The sequence below is a fragment of the Psychrobacter pulmonis genome, assembly GCF_904846465.1.
In the GTDB taxonomy this organism is placed as follows: domain Bacteria; phylum Pseudomonadota; class Gammaproteobacteria; order Pseudomonadales; family Moraxellaceae; genus Psychrobacter; species Psychrobacter faecalis.
The window spans coordinates 33,250-49,242 of sequence record NZ_CAJHAT010000001.1; the positions used below are offsets into that span (position 1 = coordinate 33,250).

Annotated in this window: 14 protein-coding genes; 11 read left to right on the forward strand and 3 right to left on the reverse strand. The window is 44.8% G+C overall.

Features of this window, described 5'->3' with window-relative positions; translation table 11 throughout:
- The first annotated feature begins 30 nt into the window (after positions 1–30).
- From nuoH to JMX70_RS00175, 8 genes are all read left to right on the forward strand, one after another.
- Complete coding sequence (nuoH, locus tag JMX70_RS00140) at positions 31–1,026, forward strand: NADH-quinone oxidoreductase subunit NuoH (protein WP_102077419.1); 996 nt, start codon at positions 31–33, stop codon at positions 1,024–1,026.
- A gap of 68 nt (positions 1,027–1,094) precedes the next feature.
- Positions 1,095–1,643 carry an NADH-quinone oxidoreductase subunit NuoI gene (gene nuoI / locus JMX70_RS00145; RefSeq protein WP_068406521.1) on the forward strand — a complete coding sequence of 183 codons (549 nt, stop codon included), beginning with the start codon at positions 1,095–1,097 and terminating at the stop codon, positions 1,641–1,643.
- Positions 1,640–2,407, forward strand: coding sequence for an NADH-quinone oxidoreductase subunit J (nuoJ, locus tag JMX70_RS00150; RefSeq protein WP_201588589.1), 768 nt, complete (start codon positions 1,640–1,642; stop codon positions 2,405–2,407). The genes nuoI and nuoJ overlap by 4 nt, the downstream gene beginning before the upstream one ends.
- 98 nt (positions 2,408–2,505) lie before the next feature.
- Positions 2,506–2,814, forward strand: coding sequence for an NADH-quinone oxidoreductase subunit NuoK (gene nuoK / locus JMX70_RS00155; protein ID WP_102077418.1), 309 nt, complete (start codon positions 2,506–2,508; stop codon positions 2,812–2,814).
- Positions 2,815–2,818: 4 nt separating this feature from the next.
- Positions 2,819–4,693, forward strand: a complete 1,875-nt coding sequence (gene nuoL / locus JMX70_RS00160; protein ID WP_198329005.1) for an NADH-quinone oxidoreductase subunit L — start codon at positions 2,819–2,821, stop codon at positions 4,691–4,693.
- Between the two features lies 1 nt (position 4,694).
- Positions 4,695–6,323 (forward strand): NADH-quinone oxidoreductase subunit M, encoded by a 1,629-nt coding sequence (gene nuoM / locus JMX70_RS00165; protein WP_068406513.1) that lies wholly within the window; start codon positions 4,695–4,697, stop codon positions 6,321–6,323.
- 3 nt (positions 6,324–6,326) lie between these two features.
- Positions 6,327–7,805: an NADH-quinone oxidoreductase subunit N gene (locus tag JMX70_RS00170; protein WP_102077392.1), complete on the forward strand. Its 1,479-nt coding sequence runs from the start codon at positions 6,327–6,329 to the stop codon at positions 7,803–7,805.
- A 216-nt stretch (positions 7,806–8,021) separates the two neighbouring features.
- Positions 8,022–8,864, forward strand: coding sequence for a ferredoxin--NADP reductase (locus tag JMX70_RS00175; RefSeq protein WP_201588591.1), 843 nt, complete (start codon positions 8,022–8,024; stop codon positions 8,862–8,864).
- Between the two features lie 131 nt (positions 8,865–8,995).
- Here JMX70_RS00175 and JMX70_RS00180 read toward each other — a convergent pair whose 3' ends face one another.
- Complete coding sequence (locus JMX70_RS00180) at positions 8,996–9,775, reverse strand: hypothetical protein (RefSeq protein ID WP_201589607.1); 780 nt, start codon at positions 9,773–9,775, stop codon at positions 8,996–8,998.
- Between the two features lie 550 nt (positions 9,776–10,325).
- Between JMX70_RS00180 and JMX70_RS00185 the strand changes: the two genes are divergently transcribed.
- Both JMX70_RS00185 and JMX70_RS00190 read left to right on the forward strand, forming a co-directional pair.
- On the forward strand, positions 10,326–11,213 hold the full coding sequence (locus tag JMX70_RS00185; RefSeq protein WP_201588592.1) for an energy transducer TonB: 888 nt from the start codon (positions 10,326–10,328) through the stop codon (positions 11,211–11,213).
- A 123-nt stretch (positions 11,214–11,336) separates the two neighbouring features.
- Complete coding sequence (locus tag JMX70_RS00190) at positions 11,337–12,212, forward strand: mechanosensitive ion channel family protein (RefSeq protein WP_201588594.1); 876 nt, start codon at positions 11,337–11,339, stop codon at positions 12,210–12,212.
- A 15-nt stretch (positions 12,213–12,227) separates the two neighbouring features.
- Here JMX70_RS00190 and ybeY read toward each other — a convergent pair whose 3' ends face one another.
- Both ybeY and JMX70_RS00200 read right to left on the reverse strand, forming a co-directional pair.
- A complete protein-coding gene (gene ybeY / locus JMX70_RS00195; RefSeq protein WP_201588605.1) occupies positions 12,228–12,884 on the reverse strand; it encodes an rRNA maturation RNase YbeY in 657 nt (218 codons plus the stop codon).
- Between the two features lie 127 nt (positions 12,885–13,011).
- Positions 13,012–14,145, reverse strand: coding sequence for a PhoH family protein (locus JMX70_RS00200; RefSeq protein ID WP_406947858.1), 1,134 nt, complete (start codon positions 14,143–14,145; stop codon positions 13,012–13,014).
- 570 nt (positions 14,146–14,715) lie between these two features.
- Between JMX70_RS00200 and JMX70_RS00205 the strand changes: the two genes are divergently transcribed.
- Complete coding sequence (locus JMX70_RS00205) at positions 14,716–15,963, forward strand: UbiH/UbiF/VisC/COQ6 family ubiquinone biosynthesis hydroxylase (protein WP_201589610.1); 1,248 nt, start codon at positions 14,716–14,718, stop codon at positions 15,961–15,963.
- Positions 15,964–15,993: the final 30 nt, after the last annotated feature.

Consider the following 15,993-nt stretch of genomic DNA (forward strand, 5'->3'; position numbering starts at 1 on the left):
ATCCCTGATGTGCCAAGCTTTTTGGCTGGTATGATGACTTTTGATACCTGGTCGATACTTTTTATGGTCGTGCAGGCGCTGGTTATCTTTTTAGTGGTCGTTATCGTGGCGGCGTTGATGATTGTTTATGAGCGCCGCATGCTAGCGCTTTGGCAAGACCGTTATGGTCCGAACCGTGTCGGTCCGTTTGGCTCGCTACAGCTGGTCGCCGATATGCTCAAAATCTTCTTTAAAGAAGATTGGACGCCAAACTTTACTGATAAGTTTATGTTTACTTTGGCGCCAGCGGTTGCCATGTTTACCGCCTTGGCATCCTTTGCCATTATTCCTGTTTCGCCAACCCTCGGGGTAGCTGATTGGGATATCGGTATTTTGTTTTTCTTTGCCATGGCAGGTATCGCAGTTTATGCGGTGATGTTCGGTGGTTGGGCGTCTGCCAATAAGTTCTCACTACTCGGTGGTTTACGTTCAGCGGCGCAAACCATCAGTTATGAAGTTTTCTTAGGCTTATCATTGATGGGTGTGGTTGCCCTAACGGGCTCATTTAACCTGCGTGAAATCGTTGAATCGCAAATTGACGGTTGGTATATCATTCCGCAGTTTTTTGGCTTTTTAACTTTTGTGGTCGCTGGTGTTGCTGTCACCCATAGACATCCATTTGACCAACCAGAAGCCGAGCAAGAGCTTGCTGAAGGGTATCATGTCGAATATTCTGGCATGAAGTTTGGTATGTTTTTTATCGGTGAATATGTCAACGTCGTGCTGATTTCTGCCTTGATGACCTGTTTGTTTTTTGGCGGTTGGCTTGCGCCGTTTAATTTAGATATTCCTTTTATTCCACCAGCTTTTTGGTTCATGATTAAAACGCTATTCTTTATGACCATGTTTATTTTGGCTCGAGGCTCACTCATGCGTCCGCGCTATGATCAGGTGATGAACTTTGGCTGGAAAATCTGCCTGCCGGTAACTTTGATTAATCTCTTGGTAACTGCTGCAGTGATTTTGATTTTCTCCCCAACGTTATAGTCATTACTAGTAGCCATCACTAGCCATTACTGATGAACTAGGGTAAAGCTGATAAGGATAATAATCCCATGTTTACTACGATAAAAAAGACCGTCATTGGTATGTTTACCATTGTCCGCAGTATGTGGATGGTCAATAGTCATGCAATCAGGCCGCGTGACACTATTCTTTATCCAGAAGAGCCGGTGCCAGTACCGCCACGCTTTCGTGGCCGTATTGTGTTGACGCGTGACCCTGATGGTGATGAGCGCTGCGTGGCTTGTAACTTATGTGCCGTGGCTTGTCCGGTCGCCTGTATCTCTTTGCAAAAAGCAGAGCGTGAAGATGGTCGTTGGTATCCAGAATTTTTCCGCATTAACTTTTCACGTTGTATCTTTTGCGGTTTGTGTGAAGAAGCTTGTCCGACGACGGCGATTCAGATGACGCCTGACTTTGAGATGGGTGAGTACGTCCGTCAAGACTTGGTTTATGAAAAAGAGCATTTGCTGATTTCTGGACCGGGTAAATATCCCGATTATAACTATTATCGCGTGACGGGTATGGCGGTAGCAGATAAACCAAAAGGCGCGGCGCAAAATGAAGCGGCACCGATTGATCTAAGGAGCTTGCTACCATGATGAATATTTTAAACAGTCCTGAATTGGCAGGGTTTTATGCGCTGGCAGCGGTGGCAATATTTGCCAGCTTGCGCGTCGTAACTCTCGCCAATCCAGTGCATGCTATTTTATCGATGATTGTGTCGTTATTGGCTATCTCAGGTATTTTCTTTGTGTTAGGTGCGCCGTTTGCTGGTGCGCTTGAAATTGTTGTTTATGCCGGTGCCATTATGGTGCTGTTTGTTTTCGTTATTATGATGCTAAATCTTGGCATGAGTAATGATGAGCGTGAAGAGCGCTGGCTTGATGCGGGCACTTGGGCGGTACCGACGGGGTTAACGATTGTCATCGCGGTTGTGCTATATGCGTTGATAGGGCTTAACCATACCGATACGGCAATGATTGGCGGTACGACCATTTCAGCTAAAGCCGTCGGTACGGTGTTGTTTACCAAATACGTTATGTTGGTCGAAGTGGCGGCATTGCTATTATTAGCTGCCTTGGTGGCTGCTTATCATTTGGGTAAAGAGTCTAGTGATGATGAGATTATCAGTCACGACGCTCAAGGCTATGATAAAGGACATAATAACAAAGCAAGCCAAGCGTCTAATCCAAATGTCGCTAGTATCAAACATTATGATGATAATGGCATGCCGATTGATATTGAGGCGCTAAACAGAGCTGAACCATACGAATATAAAGAGGTTGACCCGCTTGACTATGTCGGTATGAATGTCGGTAAGCAAGCGGATATACAACAAGTCACGCGCAAGGAGTCAGACTGATGGTACTAGCAGCGAGCGTGGCACAGGAGGTTGTAAATGTGCCGTTTGCCCACGAGGTAGCAGGCTTTGTGCAGCCTGCTACTGAGGCGCAAAATGTACTGGGTATGATACCCATGAGCCATGGATTGATTTTGGCTGGTATATTATTTGCAATCGGTCTGTGCGGTGTCATGGTACGGCGTAATCTCTTATTTATGCTAATGAGCCTTGAAATCATGATGAATGCGACGGCTTTGGCATTTGTGGTCGCCGGTAGCCGCTGGGTCGATCCAGATGGACAGATAATGTTTATCTTTATTTTGACACTAGCAGCAGCAGAGGCAGCCATTGGTTTGGCAATATTATTGCGGTTTTACCATCAGCGTGGGCATCTCGATGTCGATAGCGCCAATGAGATGAAAGGATGATGTCATGAGTTTATTACCATTAACCTTTATATTCCCGCTCGTTGGCTTTTTGATTTTAGCCTTTATGCGCGACAAATTAAGCGAGCAGGTGGCAGCGATTGTTGGTGTCGGTAGCATGCTGCTATCAGCGCTATGCACGCTGGTAGTTAGCTATACCTTTTTGACCAGTAATCCTGCCGGTACAGTCATCGAGATTCCGCTATGGACGTGGTTTCAAGTTGGGGATTTCGCGCCAAGTTTTGGCTTAAGCTTTGATGGCTTGGCATTGACGATGACGGGTGTTATTACCGGTATCGGCTTTTTGATTCATCTGTTTGCCGCCTGGTATATGAAAGGTGAAACAGGCTTTGCGCGCTTTTTTAGTTATATGAACTTATTCGTCGCCAGTATGTTATTGCTGGTATTGGCCGATAACTTGTTCTTACTTTATCTTGGCTGGGAAGGCGTCGGTATCTGCTCGTACCTTTTGATTGGTTTTTATTATCAAGACCGCGCCAATGGTCGGGCAGCGATGAAAGCCTTTACCGTCACTCGTGTTGGTGATGTGTTTTTGGCCTTTGGTTTGTTTTTATTATTCCGCGAATTTGGCACCTTGCATATTCAAGAGATTATCACCCGCGCGCCAGAAATCTTTGATATCAATAATCCAACGATGATTTTGACCACTATTATGCTCGTTGGTGGGGCGATGGGTAAATCAGCGCAGCTGCCACTACATACCTGGCTTGCTGATGCGATGGCAGGTCCAACACCCGTATCGGCATTGATTCACGCTGCGACGATGGTGACCGCAGGTGTATATCTGATTGCACGTCTACATCCATTATTTCTCCTTACCCCGGGCGTACTCTTGTACTGGGTTGGGGCAGTGGGTGCATTGACGCTCGTCGTTGCTGGATTTTGTGCGCTGGCACAAACGGATATTAAACGTATCCTTGCTTATTCGACCATGAGCCAAATTGGCTATATGTTCTTGGCACTCGGCGTTGGCGCATGGCAAGGAGCTATTTTCCATTTGATGACGCATGCTTTCTTTAAAGCCTTGCTATTTTTATCATCAGGTGCGGTCATACTTGCGGTACATCATGAACAAAATATCTTTAAGATGGGCGGTTTACGCAAAAAGATACCGCTAGTATTTTGGTGCTATATCGTCGGTGGCGGTGCGCTTGCAGCGATACCTTGGGTTACCGTTGGTTTTTATTCTAAAGAAGCAATTCTATGGGAGAGCTATGCAACTGGTCACCAAGTTCTATTTTATATGGGTGTATTCGGTGCCTTCTTAACTGCGCTTTATACCTTCCGTATGATTTGGATTATCTTCTTTGGTGAAGAGAAAACCCACGCGCATAAACTATCTGGTGTGTCATATTGGCTGCCATTGACGGTGCTACTGGTATTATCAACTGCCGTTGGTGCGTGGATTACGCCGCCATTACAAGGCGTCTTGCCAGAAAGCGTTGGGCATTTATTAGAAGTAGCTGGTCAAGCGCATGACAAACATACAGCGGAATATATCGCTATGGGTGCGATGCTTGCAGGCTTAATTCTCGCAGCACTGTTATATGTCGCCGATAAAGGTCGCATGCTGACCCGCTTTAAGCGTACCTCTATAGGCGCAGCGTTATATCATTGGTGCTATCACGGTATGGGCTTTGATGCGCTATACGATATAGTTTTTGTAAAACCCTTTTTGTTCATCGGCCGCTTATTTAAAGCCGACCCTATCGATAAAACGTGGCTTATTTTGCCTAAACTGGCATCCGCTGGTAATAAGGTATTGTCTGCGACGCAAACAGGGTCACTTCGAGGTTACGCTGCAAGCTTTGGCTTAGGCGTGGCTGTGCTGTTGGTGCTGGTAATGATGACGGTGGTATAAGATGATAGAGTTACAACAAACGTGGATGCTACCAGCATTAATCGCAATTCCTTTTATCGCAGGGTTGCTATGTTGGTTGGTCGAACGCTTTAATAAACGTCTACCGCGCTGGATTGCCCTAATCGGTATGACGTTGACCTTTGCCTTGTCACTGGTATTGTGGCAATACGGCGATTATAGCGGCATGAGTAAGCAGGTGATTGCGCCTCAGGCAAACGTGCCATGGGTTGCAGAATTCATGGTGCCGTGGATACCAAGCTTTGGTATCAGCTTTCATTTGGCACTAGATGGTTTGTCGCTGCTGATGGTTGGCTTAACAGGCCTGCTCGGTATTGCGGCGGTTGCCTGTTCGTGGAATGAGATTCAACGCCGCGTTGGTTTCTTCCATCTTAACCTTTTATGGAGCTTGGGCGGCGTGATTGGCGTTTTCTTAGCCATTGATCTGTTCTTATTCTTCTTCTTTTGGGAGATGATGCTGGTTCCGATTTACTTCTTGATCGCTATTTGGGGTCATGATGTGGTCGGCGGCAAGACCAAAGAATACGCGGCAACCAAATTCTTTATTTATACCCAAGCCTCTGGTCTTATCATGCTGGTCGGTATTTTGATATTGGTCATTATCAGCTATGCGCAAAAAGGCGTGGTCAGCTTTAATTATAATGACTTACTCGGCACCTCACTTGGCGGCTGGGAATATCCGATCATGCTGTGCTTCTTTATTGGCTTTGCTGTTAAGTTACCGATTTTCCCTTTTCATGGCTGGCTACCTGACGCCCATGCGCAGGCGCCAACCGCAGGTTCGGTGGATTTGGCAGGGGTTTTGATTAAGACTGCTGCTTATGGTTTGATTCGTTTTGTCATACCTTTATTCCCAGCAGCGTCACAAGATTTTGCGCCGATAGCGATGACCTTGGGTACCATAGGTATCTTTTATGGGGCATGGCTGGCCTTTATGCAAACTGATATGAAGCGCTTACTGGCTTATACCAGTATCTCGCATATGGGTTTTGTGGTCTTGGCCATTTACGCGGGTACCTTAATTAGCTTGCAAGGGTTGATGATTCAAATGCTGGCGCACGGTTTAAGCTCGGCCGCACTGTTTATTATGGCAGGGCAGTTATACGAGCGCTTGCATACGCGCGATTTGACCTTGATGGGCGGTATGTGGGGTCAGTTCCGTTATTATGCGCCGATTCTGATGTTCTTTTGTGCCGCTTTACTTGGTATTCCGGGTACCGGTAATTTCATCGGCGAGTTCTTAATTTTATTTGGCGCCTTTGCTGATTATCCAGTGTTTGTGGTATTTGCGACCTTTAGCTTGGTATTGGCAGGTTTATACTCGCTTATCTTGATTCACCGTGCCATGTTCGGTAGCAATAATATTAAAGAAGTGGCGTTACGAGAAACCGAAACCCATGGTTTGCCGTCGCGTCCATTGAAAGATTTGGGTAAACGCGAGCTGTCGTTGCTACTTATGTTGGCAGCAGGTTTGGTCTGGCTCGGACTGTATCCACAGCCGTTCCTTGATACTTCAAGTCACGCCATGCAGTGGATTAATAACGCATATATGTACAGTCAAGTGACACAAGTAGATGCATCGCAGCTGCTTGATGCAATGGAGGCACGTTAAGTCATGAATGAATTTACGATGAATGATTTGATGGGGCTGATGCCTTATGCGCCAATCATTGCGGTAGTGTTGACTGTATTGGTGGTGATGATTGCCATTACTATTAAGCGCTCACATATGGTGATCGGTACCATTTCGGTGGTTGGTTTAAACATAGGTCTGTTTGCCTTGCTTGGGCAAATGGCTGGTATCATCGATAGCGGTACGCTTGTGCCAACAGCTGAGCAGTTATTTGTGATTGATAACTTTGCTCAGTTTAATATGGTAGTTATCTTAATCTGTGCTTTGGCCTGTTTTACGCTGTCTTATGCCTATCTAGCTGATTTAGATGATCATAAAGAAGAGCTGTATTTGCTCATGCTGCTATCGACTGTTGGTGCGCTACTGATGGTCAGCGCTCAGCATTTAGCCTCATTCTTTATGAGCCTTGAGATGCTATCAATTCCGTTATACGGCATGCTGGCTTATACCTATATGCGTAAGCGCTCGCTTGAGTCGGGGCTAAAGTATTTGGTGCTCTCAGCCACGGCATCGGCAACGCTGCTGATGGGTATGGCGTTTATTTATGCAGAAGTGGGTTCGCTTGCTTTCAAGCCTATTAGCATGACGTTGGTCGATCTCTTTGAGTCACCATTATTGATCGTCGGTACGGCGATGATGATGTTTGGTATTGCTTTTAAACTGTCTGCCGCGCCATTTCATATATGGACGCCAGATGTGTACGAAGGCGCACCAGCACCTGTCGCTACTTATTTGGCATCGGTCACCAAAGTGGCGATGATGGCGCTTGCCGTCCGCTTCTTAATTGATACGTCGCTATTGGCGCTGCCATCAGTACAGATGCTATTAATGGTCATGGCAACCTTATCGATACTAGTGGGTAACTTATTAGCGGTACGTCAGACCAGCCTTAAGCGCCTGCTTGGTTATTCGTCGATCGCTCATATGGGTTATGTGCTTATCGTGATTGTCAGCATTGGCTCAGCCGCTGATAGTATCTCAAGCATGTATATGGCGATTTATGCCTTTACCTCTATCGGTGCCTTTGGTGTTGTTACTTTGATGTCGAGCCCGTATCGCTTGGCGGGTGAAGCAGATGAATTGACCCATTATCAAGGGCTGTTCTGGCGTCGTCCGGTATTGACCGCTGTCATGACCATTATGATGTTGTCATTGGCAGGTATTCCATTGACCGCAGGCTTTATCACTAAGCTATTTGCGATTCTAGCCGCCGTTCAAGGTACCAACTGGTTCTTGGCTGGCATGATTATCTTGGGTAGTGCCATTGGTCTGTTTTATTACTTGCGCGTCATGCTCACGCTATTTAAACGTCCAAAACAATTTATTGAATTTGACGTCTCAAAGCAATGGGGCTTACGTACCGGTGGTATCATGGTTATCGCCGTCACCGCCATCATTCTCTTCTTTGGTATATTGCCGAATAGTATGATTGAATGGGCAAGTTTGGCTCGTATTTGGTAAGTATAAAATATGAGCAGCGTTTTTCGATATTGATAACCGCTGCTTATTGATAATGACGGTTAGAAAACCAAGATGCGCCAGCTCTATGATAAGCTTGGCGCATCTTTTGTTTTAGAGCCTTTAAAAAGTCAAAAACATAGCCATCTATAACCATAAGCAATCATAAATCATAAATCATAAATCATAAATCATAAAAAACGAGGGTGAATCATTATTATGAGTGACAATATTCAAAAAGTAACAGTGCTCAGTAAAACCACGTGGACGCCCAATCTCTTTAGCTTTACCGTCAGTCGTCCTGATAGTTTTAAATTTACCGCAGGGCAATTTGTGCGTTTGGGCGTTAATCCCAGTCAATTAAACTACTATAAGCAATTGAGTAAAGTAGCTGATGCTGAAGAAGACGAAGACCTGAACGAAATATTGGATGAGGATATCTTCCGCGCATATTCAATCGTCTCTTCACCCTTCGATGAAATCCTAGAATTCTTCTCTATTGTTATCCCTGATGGCGCCTTTACCTCGCAGCTACAACACCTAGAAGTCGGCGATGAGCTATTACTAAACACCATGCCTTTTGGCTTTTTAACTTTAGCTCGTTATCAAAAACCGTTGCCAAAAGATTTATGGTTATTGGCAACTGGTACAGGTTTAGCGCCTTTTTTATCGATGCTGCAAGACTTAAAAACTTGGGAAGACTACGAACATATCGTCTTGGCTTATAGCGCGCGCTCGGAAGAAGAGCTTGCTTATATTGAGAAGATTGAAAGCTTACAAGAAGATTTTGGCACATTGGTGGATAATCCAGCCAAGCTTATTTTTATTCCTATCGTTACCCGCGAGCCTGTCGAGGGTGCACTAACTGAGCGCTTGCCAAAACTCTTATTAGATGGCACGTTGCAAGCGCGCGCTGGCATTGATTTGGACGTTGATAGCACGCACGTTATGCTATGCGGTAACCCAGAAATGGTCGAAGATACCAAAGAGACGCTAAAGAGCTTAGGCTTGGTGATGAACCGCCGCGGCGAGGGCAATATCGCGGTGGAAAACTATTGGTAGTGATATGATTGCAAATTAGTATAAACAGTATTCACTAAAAAGCTCTGCCCCTTAAAGACCCTATCTTTAAAGGGCAGAGCTTTTTTATAGTCAGCGTTTAGGGAACTTTTAAGGTATTCATAAAAACAGGCTTATAAAGAAGGTTCTAAACTTGGCTCAGTAGCATCAGCAATCGGATTGATAGGCCCTTGCATCAATTCAGGCTCATCCTTATCGCTAATGATATCTTCATTGGCATTGCTGGCCAGCAAATCTCGATAATTAATTTGCGTTTTAAGCACCAACTGCTCTTCTTCAAGCTCACCATAATTGACTTGCACTTTATATAAGGTGCTCATTATTTTTTTGTTCTTTTTTAGCCAGCGATTGATATCAAGGTAGATAATCTCTTCTTTGGCACGGGCGATATTGATGTAAGACAAAATGAAACCTAAGGGGTCTTTTTTCAGCACGCTATGATAAAACCAAATAAACAGTTTAAGCCCTTGGCGTTTGATAAAGGATTCACAGCGTAGGTTAAGGACATCGGTATAAGTCAGCTGTCCAAAAACAAAGCGTTGGACGTTGCGATCAAGCTGCACATGAACCAAGCTAAAATTACTCGCTACTTCTGCATAAATCCCGCCGACATCAATCGTACAATACAAGCGAAACCAGTCGTCATGTATCTCAACGCGCAGCTCTAAAATGGCTTTGACGTTATCGGTGACAAATTTTTGCAGCGCATCGTTGACGTAAATTTGGGCAACCGGCAAGGACAGCTCTTCCTCGAATTTATCCGTGGTTCTGTCATAGATAGTTTTGACGGCTTGGCTAAGACGCTCCCAGCCATCGCTAAAGGACTCGTCAAAACGGTCAGCGATACTGTCAAATAAATCCTCAAAACTGTCTGAATTATCCATATTGTCCATATGCTCAAAGTTACTCAAACTTATTATCCTTATAATTATTCATTATTTAATAGCAGGCGCAAAAGTGTTTATAAAACAGTATATATCAAAATGACAGTAGGCAAAATGGACGTCTACGTTTTGTATCATTGGGCAGTTTGGCTATTTATTATCAAATCTACAAAACCTGTGCGAGGTTACTTTTTAAAAACGCAGATTATTAGGTTAGCAGCGGATAAACCGACACGTAAACCTGTCTGTAGGTAAGTGATTGATTGAGTAGCGACGGTATACGCTTGTGCTAGCGACGCAATTCTAACTCATGGTATGATAGCGCCGGCATTGGTCGACGAGTGCTTAGTTTATCTAAGAGCTTTTATGACGCCTTGTATCGACCGCCCTTATATAGCCAATTCAATATAAAAGTGGTTGGTTTAAAATAGCGCTCTGCTAGAATAAATTTTCCTCGCTTGCTGTGTGCTTCGCACTCCAGAGGCTTCGCAAAATTTATTCCAGCAGTCCTATAACGTTTCTAAATGGAATCTACTATATTCATCAGCTGAGACCCACTGTGACTTCGATTAAAGACTCGCAAAGCTATCATTTTTCAGCGCAAGCGCCCAAGCGCGATATCAGTTTGCCGATGGCGGTGGTGATAGCCGTCAGCGTCCATGCGCTGGTTATTTTTGGCATTAGTTTTTCGCTGGGGCAAGACCCTGCTGGCATGATGCAGGATGTTGCAAAAGCTTTGACCGAGAATATGCAGCCAAATGAAGATGCGCAGTTTATTGCCAATGCGTCCCAACAAGGCGGCGGCACGGTGCAAGAGCAAATACGCCAAGAAACCGACCAGAGTAGTCCGGTGGCAGCCGAGCAAATGAGCGAGACGCAAGATGTGATTGACCTGCAGCGTCAAGTTCGGCAGCAGCGCTATCAAGAAAGCTATCTGCGTACCACCCTCAGCTGGCGTCAAGCGAGCGTCGAGTCTGATAATGACAGCAAGCAAGAGCAAGATGATATGAAGGCGCAAGAAGAGCGTCTGCGTAAGCAAATCGCGACTTTAGAGGCGCAGCTGTCACAGCGGCAACAGCTGTATGCGACCAAATCAAAAGTTGTGACCGTCGATAGCAACTCGACCACCCGCGGCGCCGCTGCTGATTATATCAATACCTTTCGCGAGCACGTCGAGCGCGTTGGTAACTTGCAATATCCTGCGCAAGCACGCGCCCAAGGTATCACCGGTGAGGTACGTTTGATGGTAATTATCAGCAATGATGGCAATATTAAAGCCATTCGTTTACTTGAGAGCTCAAACTCGACGATACTAGATGAGGCGGCCAAGCAGTCGGTCAGACAAGCGGCGCCCTTTGGTAAATTTACCGAAGATATGAATGATATTGTTGAGCTGCGTCTGATACGTACCTATCGTTACAGTGATAGAGTAGACGTCACCTATTAACTTTGTTTAAATTTAGTGCCGGTCTTATATAGTTATTATGCATTTTTTAAAAAAGGTTAAATGATAATAAACATTAAAAAGACAAAAATTAATGATAAAACAGTTTGGAAATAAAGAGCCAGTATGGAATTTTTAGGTTTTACCGTCGATCTTGCTACCTTAACAGAAAGTGCGCTCAGCATTGCGCTTAAAATCGCATTTGCCTTATTAATATTTATGATAGGGCGCTGGTTAGCAAAGAAAATCGTTGCTATCAGCAATCGCATTATGCTACGCAGCCATTTAGAGGCGACAGCGGCCAATTTTTTAAGCCGCGTATTATATGGCATATTATTGGTCATCGTGATTTTGGCTGCGCTTAGCAAAGTCGGCGTGCAGACTACTTCGGTCGTTGCTATCTTGGGCGGCGCGGCGGTGGCGATTGGTTTGTCACTGAAAGACCAGCTATCGAATTTTGCCGCTGGTATCATGATTGTGACCTTTCGTCCGTTTGTGCGCGGCGATTATGTACAAATTAGCAGCTATACTGGTACGGTCACCGAGATTACCTTGGTCAATACCCACTTGACGACCATCAATAATCACGACATTATCATTCCAAATGGTGATATCACTACCTCGGCGGTGATTAACTATACGGCGTTACCCAACCGCCGCGTCGATATCACTGTTGGTATTGGTTATGACGCCGATATCAAAACTGCCAAAGATATTATGCTAAATTTGGCAAAAAACAATCCAATGGCCTTTACGGATCCAGCGCCTGTGATACGCGTGACCAATTTGGGCGATAATTCAGTCGATTTAACCTTGAATGTCTGGACCACCAATGATGATTGGTGGGCGATGCAGTGTGATTTATTAGAACAATTCAAAAACGCGCTTGATGATAACAAGATTGACATCCCATTCCCGCAGCGCAGTGTGCATGTCAAAGGCTTAGATCAGATGATTAATCAGATGGATCAAGCGCAAAAAACCATGTTAAAGAAAGGTTAAACAAGGCTAAAAATCTTAGAGATAAGGGTTTGGTAGGCCTAGCCCTGCCAAAATAGCAATCTCAAAGCTTTCCATCTCATCTTGCTCAGCTTGTCCGAGCTCATGGTCAAAGCCCAGTAGGTGCAGTATACCGTGTATCAATAAATGGCTGATATGCTGTGCCACGGTCTTTTTTTGCTCAGCTGCCTCACGTACCACCACAGCATGACAAATCACCAGCTCGCCTAGCGGCAACGTTGGCATCAGCCCAATGATTGCCGCTGGCAAGTCGCTTGGGTAGGATAAAATATTGGTGGCATAATCTTTGCCGCGCGCCTCTAAATTTAGCTCTTGACCTTCGAGGGCATCGGTAATATAAATATCGAGCGCTTTGGTTTTTTCTTGCCATATCTCACTATCGATATCAGCAAAGTAAGGCAGCGTCAGACCATGGTTAATACGCTCATCGATATGTTCCAATGTCGCCATCATGACTTTTAACAGTTTTTCGCGATTATAAAAGCTCTCAAGTATCTCGTCATCGATGCTATCGGCGGCGCTAATATCAAGCACGGCTAAGCTGTCATTAGTATTAAGTGCGCCTAAGTTCTCACCTTTCTCATCATGATTAAAATGGCTATTAATATTCTCATCTAAGTGATTGTCAGCGTCATTCTGTCCGGCTGGACTCATGTCACCCTCCTTTTTATGTCAATGTAAAAATATCTAAGATTGATTAACTAGCAATAAATGATTAACACTAAAAAACCGGATATCAAATCCGGTCTTTTCGTATATAAATATGGATTTTTAAAATAGATTATAACTTAGCGGCGGCGTCAGAAATGGCTTGTTTACGCTCTTGCTCTTTCATGCGCTCAAACTTACGCTTTTCTTGTAAGGCAAGTTGCTCTTCATCAAAAACATCATAAGCTTCAACGATTTTTTGCACCAATTGATGGCGCACGACGTCTTTTGAGTCAAATTTAGTGATATGAATCTCTTCAATACCGCTTAAGATATCCATCGCTTGCGCCAGACCTGATTTATGTCCACGCGGCAAATCGACCTGGGTGATATCACCAGTAATAACCGCCCGCGAGCCAAAACCTAAGCGCGTCAAGAACATCTTCATTTGCTCAGGCGTGGTATTTTGCGCTTCATCTAAGATAACAAACGAATTATTTAGCGTACGACCGCGCATATAAGCAAGGGGGGCTACTTCAATAATTTGCTTTTCAAGCATTTTACCGACTTTATCAAAGCCAAGCATCTCATAAAGAGCGTCATATAAAGGACGTAAATACGGGTCGATTTTTTGGGTCAAATCTCCGGGTAAAAAGCCCAGTTTTTCGCCAGCTTCTACCGCCGGACGCACCAATAAAATACGCTCAATCTCGTTGCGCTCAAGCATATCGACCGCACAAGCAACAGCAAGATAGGTCTTACCCGTACCAGCAGGCCCAATACCAAACGACACATCAGAGGCTAAAATATCTCTGACATAACGCTGCTGATTACCACCGCGCGGAATGATTTTACCTTTACGGGTACGCAGACTAATGGGCGTAAAGTCAGTAGCGGTTTCTAAATTATCAGCATCTTCCTCGGCAGCCGATTGCTTATCAGCCTCTATATCTTCATCGCGGGCGATGCTCGATTGGATAATAAGATGCAGCTCTTCGGCGCTAATATCTTTGGTGTTTTGCGCTTCATCGACCATTTTATAAATGATGCGTTCGCCGCGCTCAACGCCCAAAATATCGCCACTTAAACAGAAGTCGCCTTGGCGTTGGCTGATTTTAATATCGAGGCGTTCTTGGATATATTTCATGTGGTTATTATATTCGCCGAGCACGGTTTTCAGCTGTGCTGGGGACAACGATTCAAAATGTATACGGCGGCTTATGGAATCAGTCAAGCGATTATCCTTGTATTTGGTTGCCCGTTGCATGTTCGTTACTTCAGTGCATTAGTGCTTCTGTGCATGATAGTCAGGCGGGCTTTAAAAATAAAATAATACGTCGTGTTTCAATGCTTTTTCATTGCGTTTATAACGGTTATGTAAATACTAAAAGTAGTGCTAATAAATATGACGGCAAAATTTTGCTAAAAATAGTTGTTGATAAGATGACGGTGATAAGTAAATGCCCTGTCTTCATTATGGTAGATAGAATTTAAAATTCAAGCCATTTACAGGCAGGCAGGGCTTTGTTTTTGTATGGTGATTGCAACTGTAGATGATACACCTTAGAGCGAAAACGGCAACAAAACTAAATAGCCACTATGGTTATGGTCAGGAGCACAGAATAAGGGATGATTTGTGGTAATCTAGAGCTTAGATAATGGCGGTGTAAAAGCTAAGTTTGTAAAGGTAGAAGAACAAGATATTTTTTGAATGTAAAGTCATCGCGTCTAAACGCGTGCTAAATGGGAAATAATAGGAATAATAACCATGCAACATACTGAAGCAAATTTATCAAAAACCAATCCTGCTAAATCTGAACAGCCTAATAAAGCGGCTATGACTGAACAGCAAGTCCTTATCGCCGGCGGCGGCCATGTCGGCTTGTCGTTTGCGCTGTTACTCGCCCATCATGGTATCGCTAGCACTCTGCTAGAGAAAAATAGCTATCCAACCATCAGTCCAAATGATGACGCTAAACGCACGCATTATTTAGACAGTCGCAATACCGCACTGTCACGGCGTACGGTACAGATTTATCAAGAGATTGGGCTATGGGATGAGCTACAAAGTCATGCTTGCCGGATTGATGCGGTACAGATTAGTGAGCAAGGTAGCTTTGGGCGCGCGCAATTAAATAAAGCTGAGGAGCAGGTCGAGTCATTTGGGCAAGTGATGGAAAACGCGTGGCTTGGACGTAAGCTATTGCTCGCGGCTCAGCAAGAACCGCTGATTACTTTGATTGATAATGCCAATGTGATAGCCGTTGATCAACAAAACGATGGCGTGACGCTAAGCTTTAGCTATTATGGTGAAGAAGAGCATGAGCAGCAATTACAAGCCAGCGTGTTAGTCGCTTGTGATGGTCGTGACTCTACCGTACGTCAGTTGTTAAATATCGGCACTACGACTTATGACTATAAGCAAACCGCTATCGTTGGGGTGGTAGAAACCGATCAGCCGCATGAACATATCGCCATTGAGCGTTTTAGTCCGGCAGGGCCACTTGCGGTGTTGCCATTGACTGATCCAGAAGGCGACGGCAATAATGAGTACCAAAAAGGCTATCGACGCTCAGTAGTTTGGGTTTGTCCAACTGGGGAAGAAACGCAATATTTAGAAGACGATGCGCATTTCTTAGCGACTTTGCAGCAAGCCTTTGGCGAGCGCGCTGGTACGTTTAAAAAAGCCGGTCGCCGCGGCGCTTATCCATTGACACGGGTACTGGCTGACAAACAAGTTGACGGTCGTTGCGTCATCATGGGTAACGCGGCTCACACCTTACATCCGGTCGCTGGACAAGGGTTTAACCTATGTATGCGTGATGCCCATGTACTGGCAAAAATGATGAGTCGACAGGTGCTAAAAGGTGAGGATATCGGTAATCCGACTTTGCTTGAGCGCTATGAAAAAGCCCGTCAAACCGATCAAAAACGCGTCATTCGCTTTTGTGATGCCGTCGTCCATGGCTTTACCCATCCAAATCCAGCCGTGAAGCTGGCACGTAACGTGGCTCTAGTTGCCTTTGATAAACTGCCAAATATTAAGCCATTGATTGCCAACTATGCGATGGGCTTGAAATCTTAGTATTTATCAGCCTTTAAAAATAAAATCCAA

Excerpts from the sequence above, each read along its gene's own strand:
- JMX70_RS00170 (WP_102077392.1), top strand. The coding sequence starts at position 6,327 with ATGAATGAATTTACGATGAATGATTTGATGGGGCTGATGCCTTATGCG.
- JMX70_RS00190 (WP_201588594.1), top strand. The coding sequence starts at position 11,337 with ATGGAATTTTTAGGTTTTACCGTCGATCTTGCTACCTTAACAGAAAGT.
- JMX70_RS00175 (WP_201588591.1), top strand. The coding sequence starts at position 8,022 with ATGAGTGACAATATTCAAAAAGTAACAGTGCTCAGTAAAACCACGTGG.
- nuoH (WP_102077419.1), top strand. The coding sequence starts at position 31 with ATGATGACTTTTGATACCTGGTCGATACTTTTTATGGTCGTGCAGGCG.
- nuoI (WP_068406521.1), top strand. The coding sequence starts at position 1,095 with ATGTTTACTACGATAAAAAAGACCGTCATTGGTATGTTTACCATTGTC.
- nuoL (WP_198329005.1), top strand. The coding sequence starts at position 2,819 with ATGAGTTTATTACCATTAACCTTTATATTCCCGCTCGTTGGCTTTTTG.
- JMX70_RS00180 (WP_201589607.1), bottom strand. The coding sequence starts at position 9,775 with ATGGACAATATGGATAATTCAGACAGTTTTGAGGATTTATTTGACAGT.
- JMX70_RS00200 (WP_406947858.1), bottom strand. The coding sequence starts at position 14,145 with ATGCAACGGGCAACCAAATACAAGGATAATCGCTTGACTGATTCCATA.
- JMX70_RS00205 (WP_201589610.1), top strand. The coding sequence starts at position 14,716 with ATGACTGAACAGCAAGTCCTTATCGCCGGCGGCGGCCATGTCGGCTTG.
- ybeY (WP_201588605.1), bottom strand. The coding sequence starts at position 12,884 with ATGAGTCCAGCCGGACAGAATGACGCTGACAATCACTTAGATGAGAAT.
- nuoM (WP_068406513.1), top strand. The coding sequence starts at position 4,695 with ATGATAGAGTTACAACAAACGTGGATGCTACCAGCATTAATCGCAATT.
- nuoJ (WP_201588589.1), top strand. The coding sequence starts at position 1,640 with ATGATGAATATTTTAAACAGTCCTGAATTGGCAGGGTTTTATGCGCTG.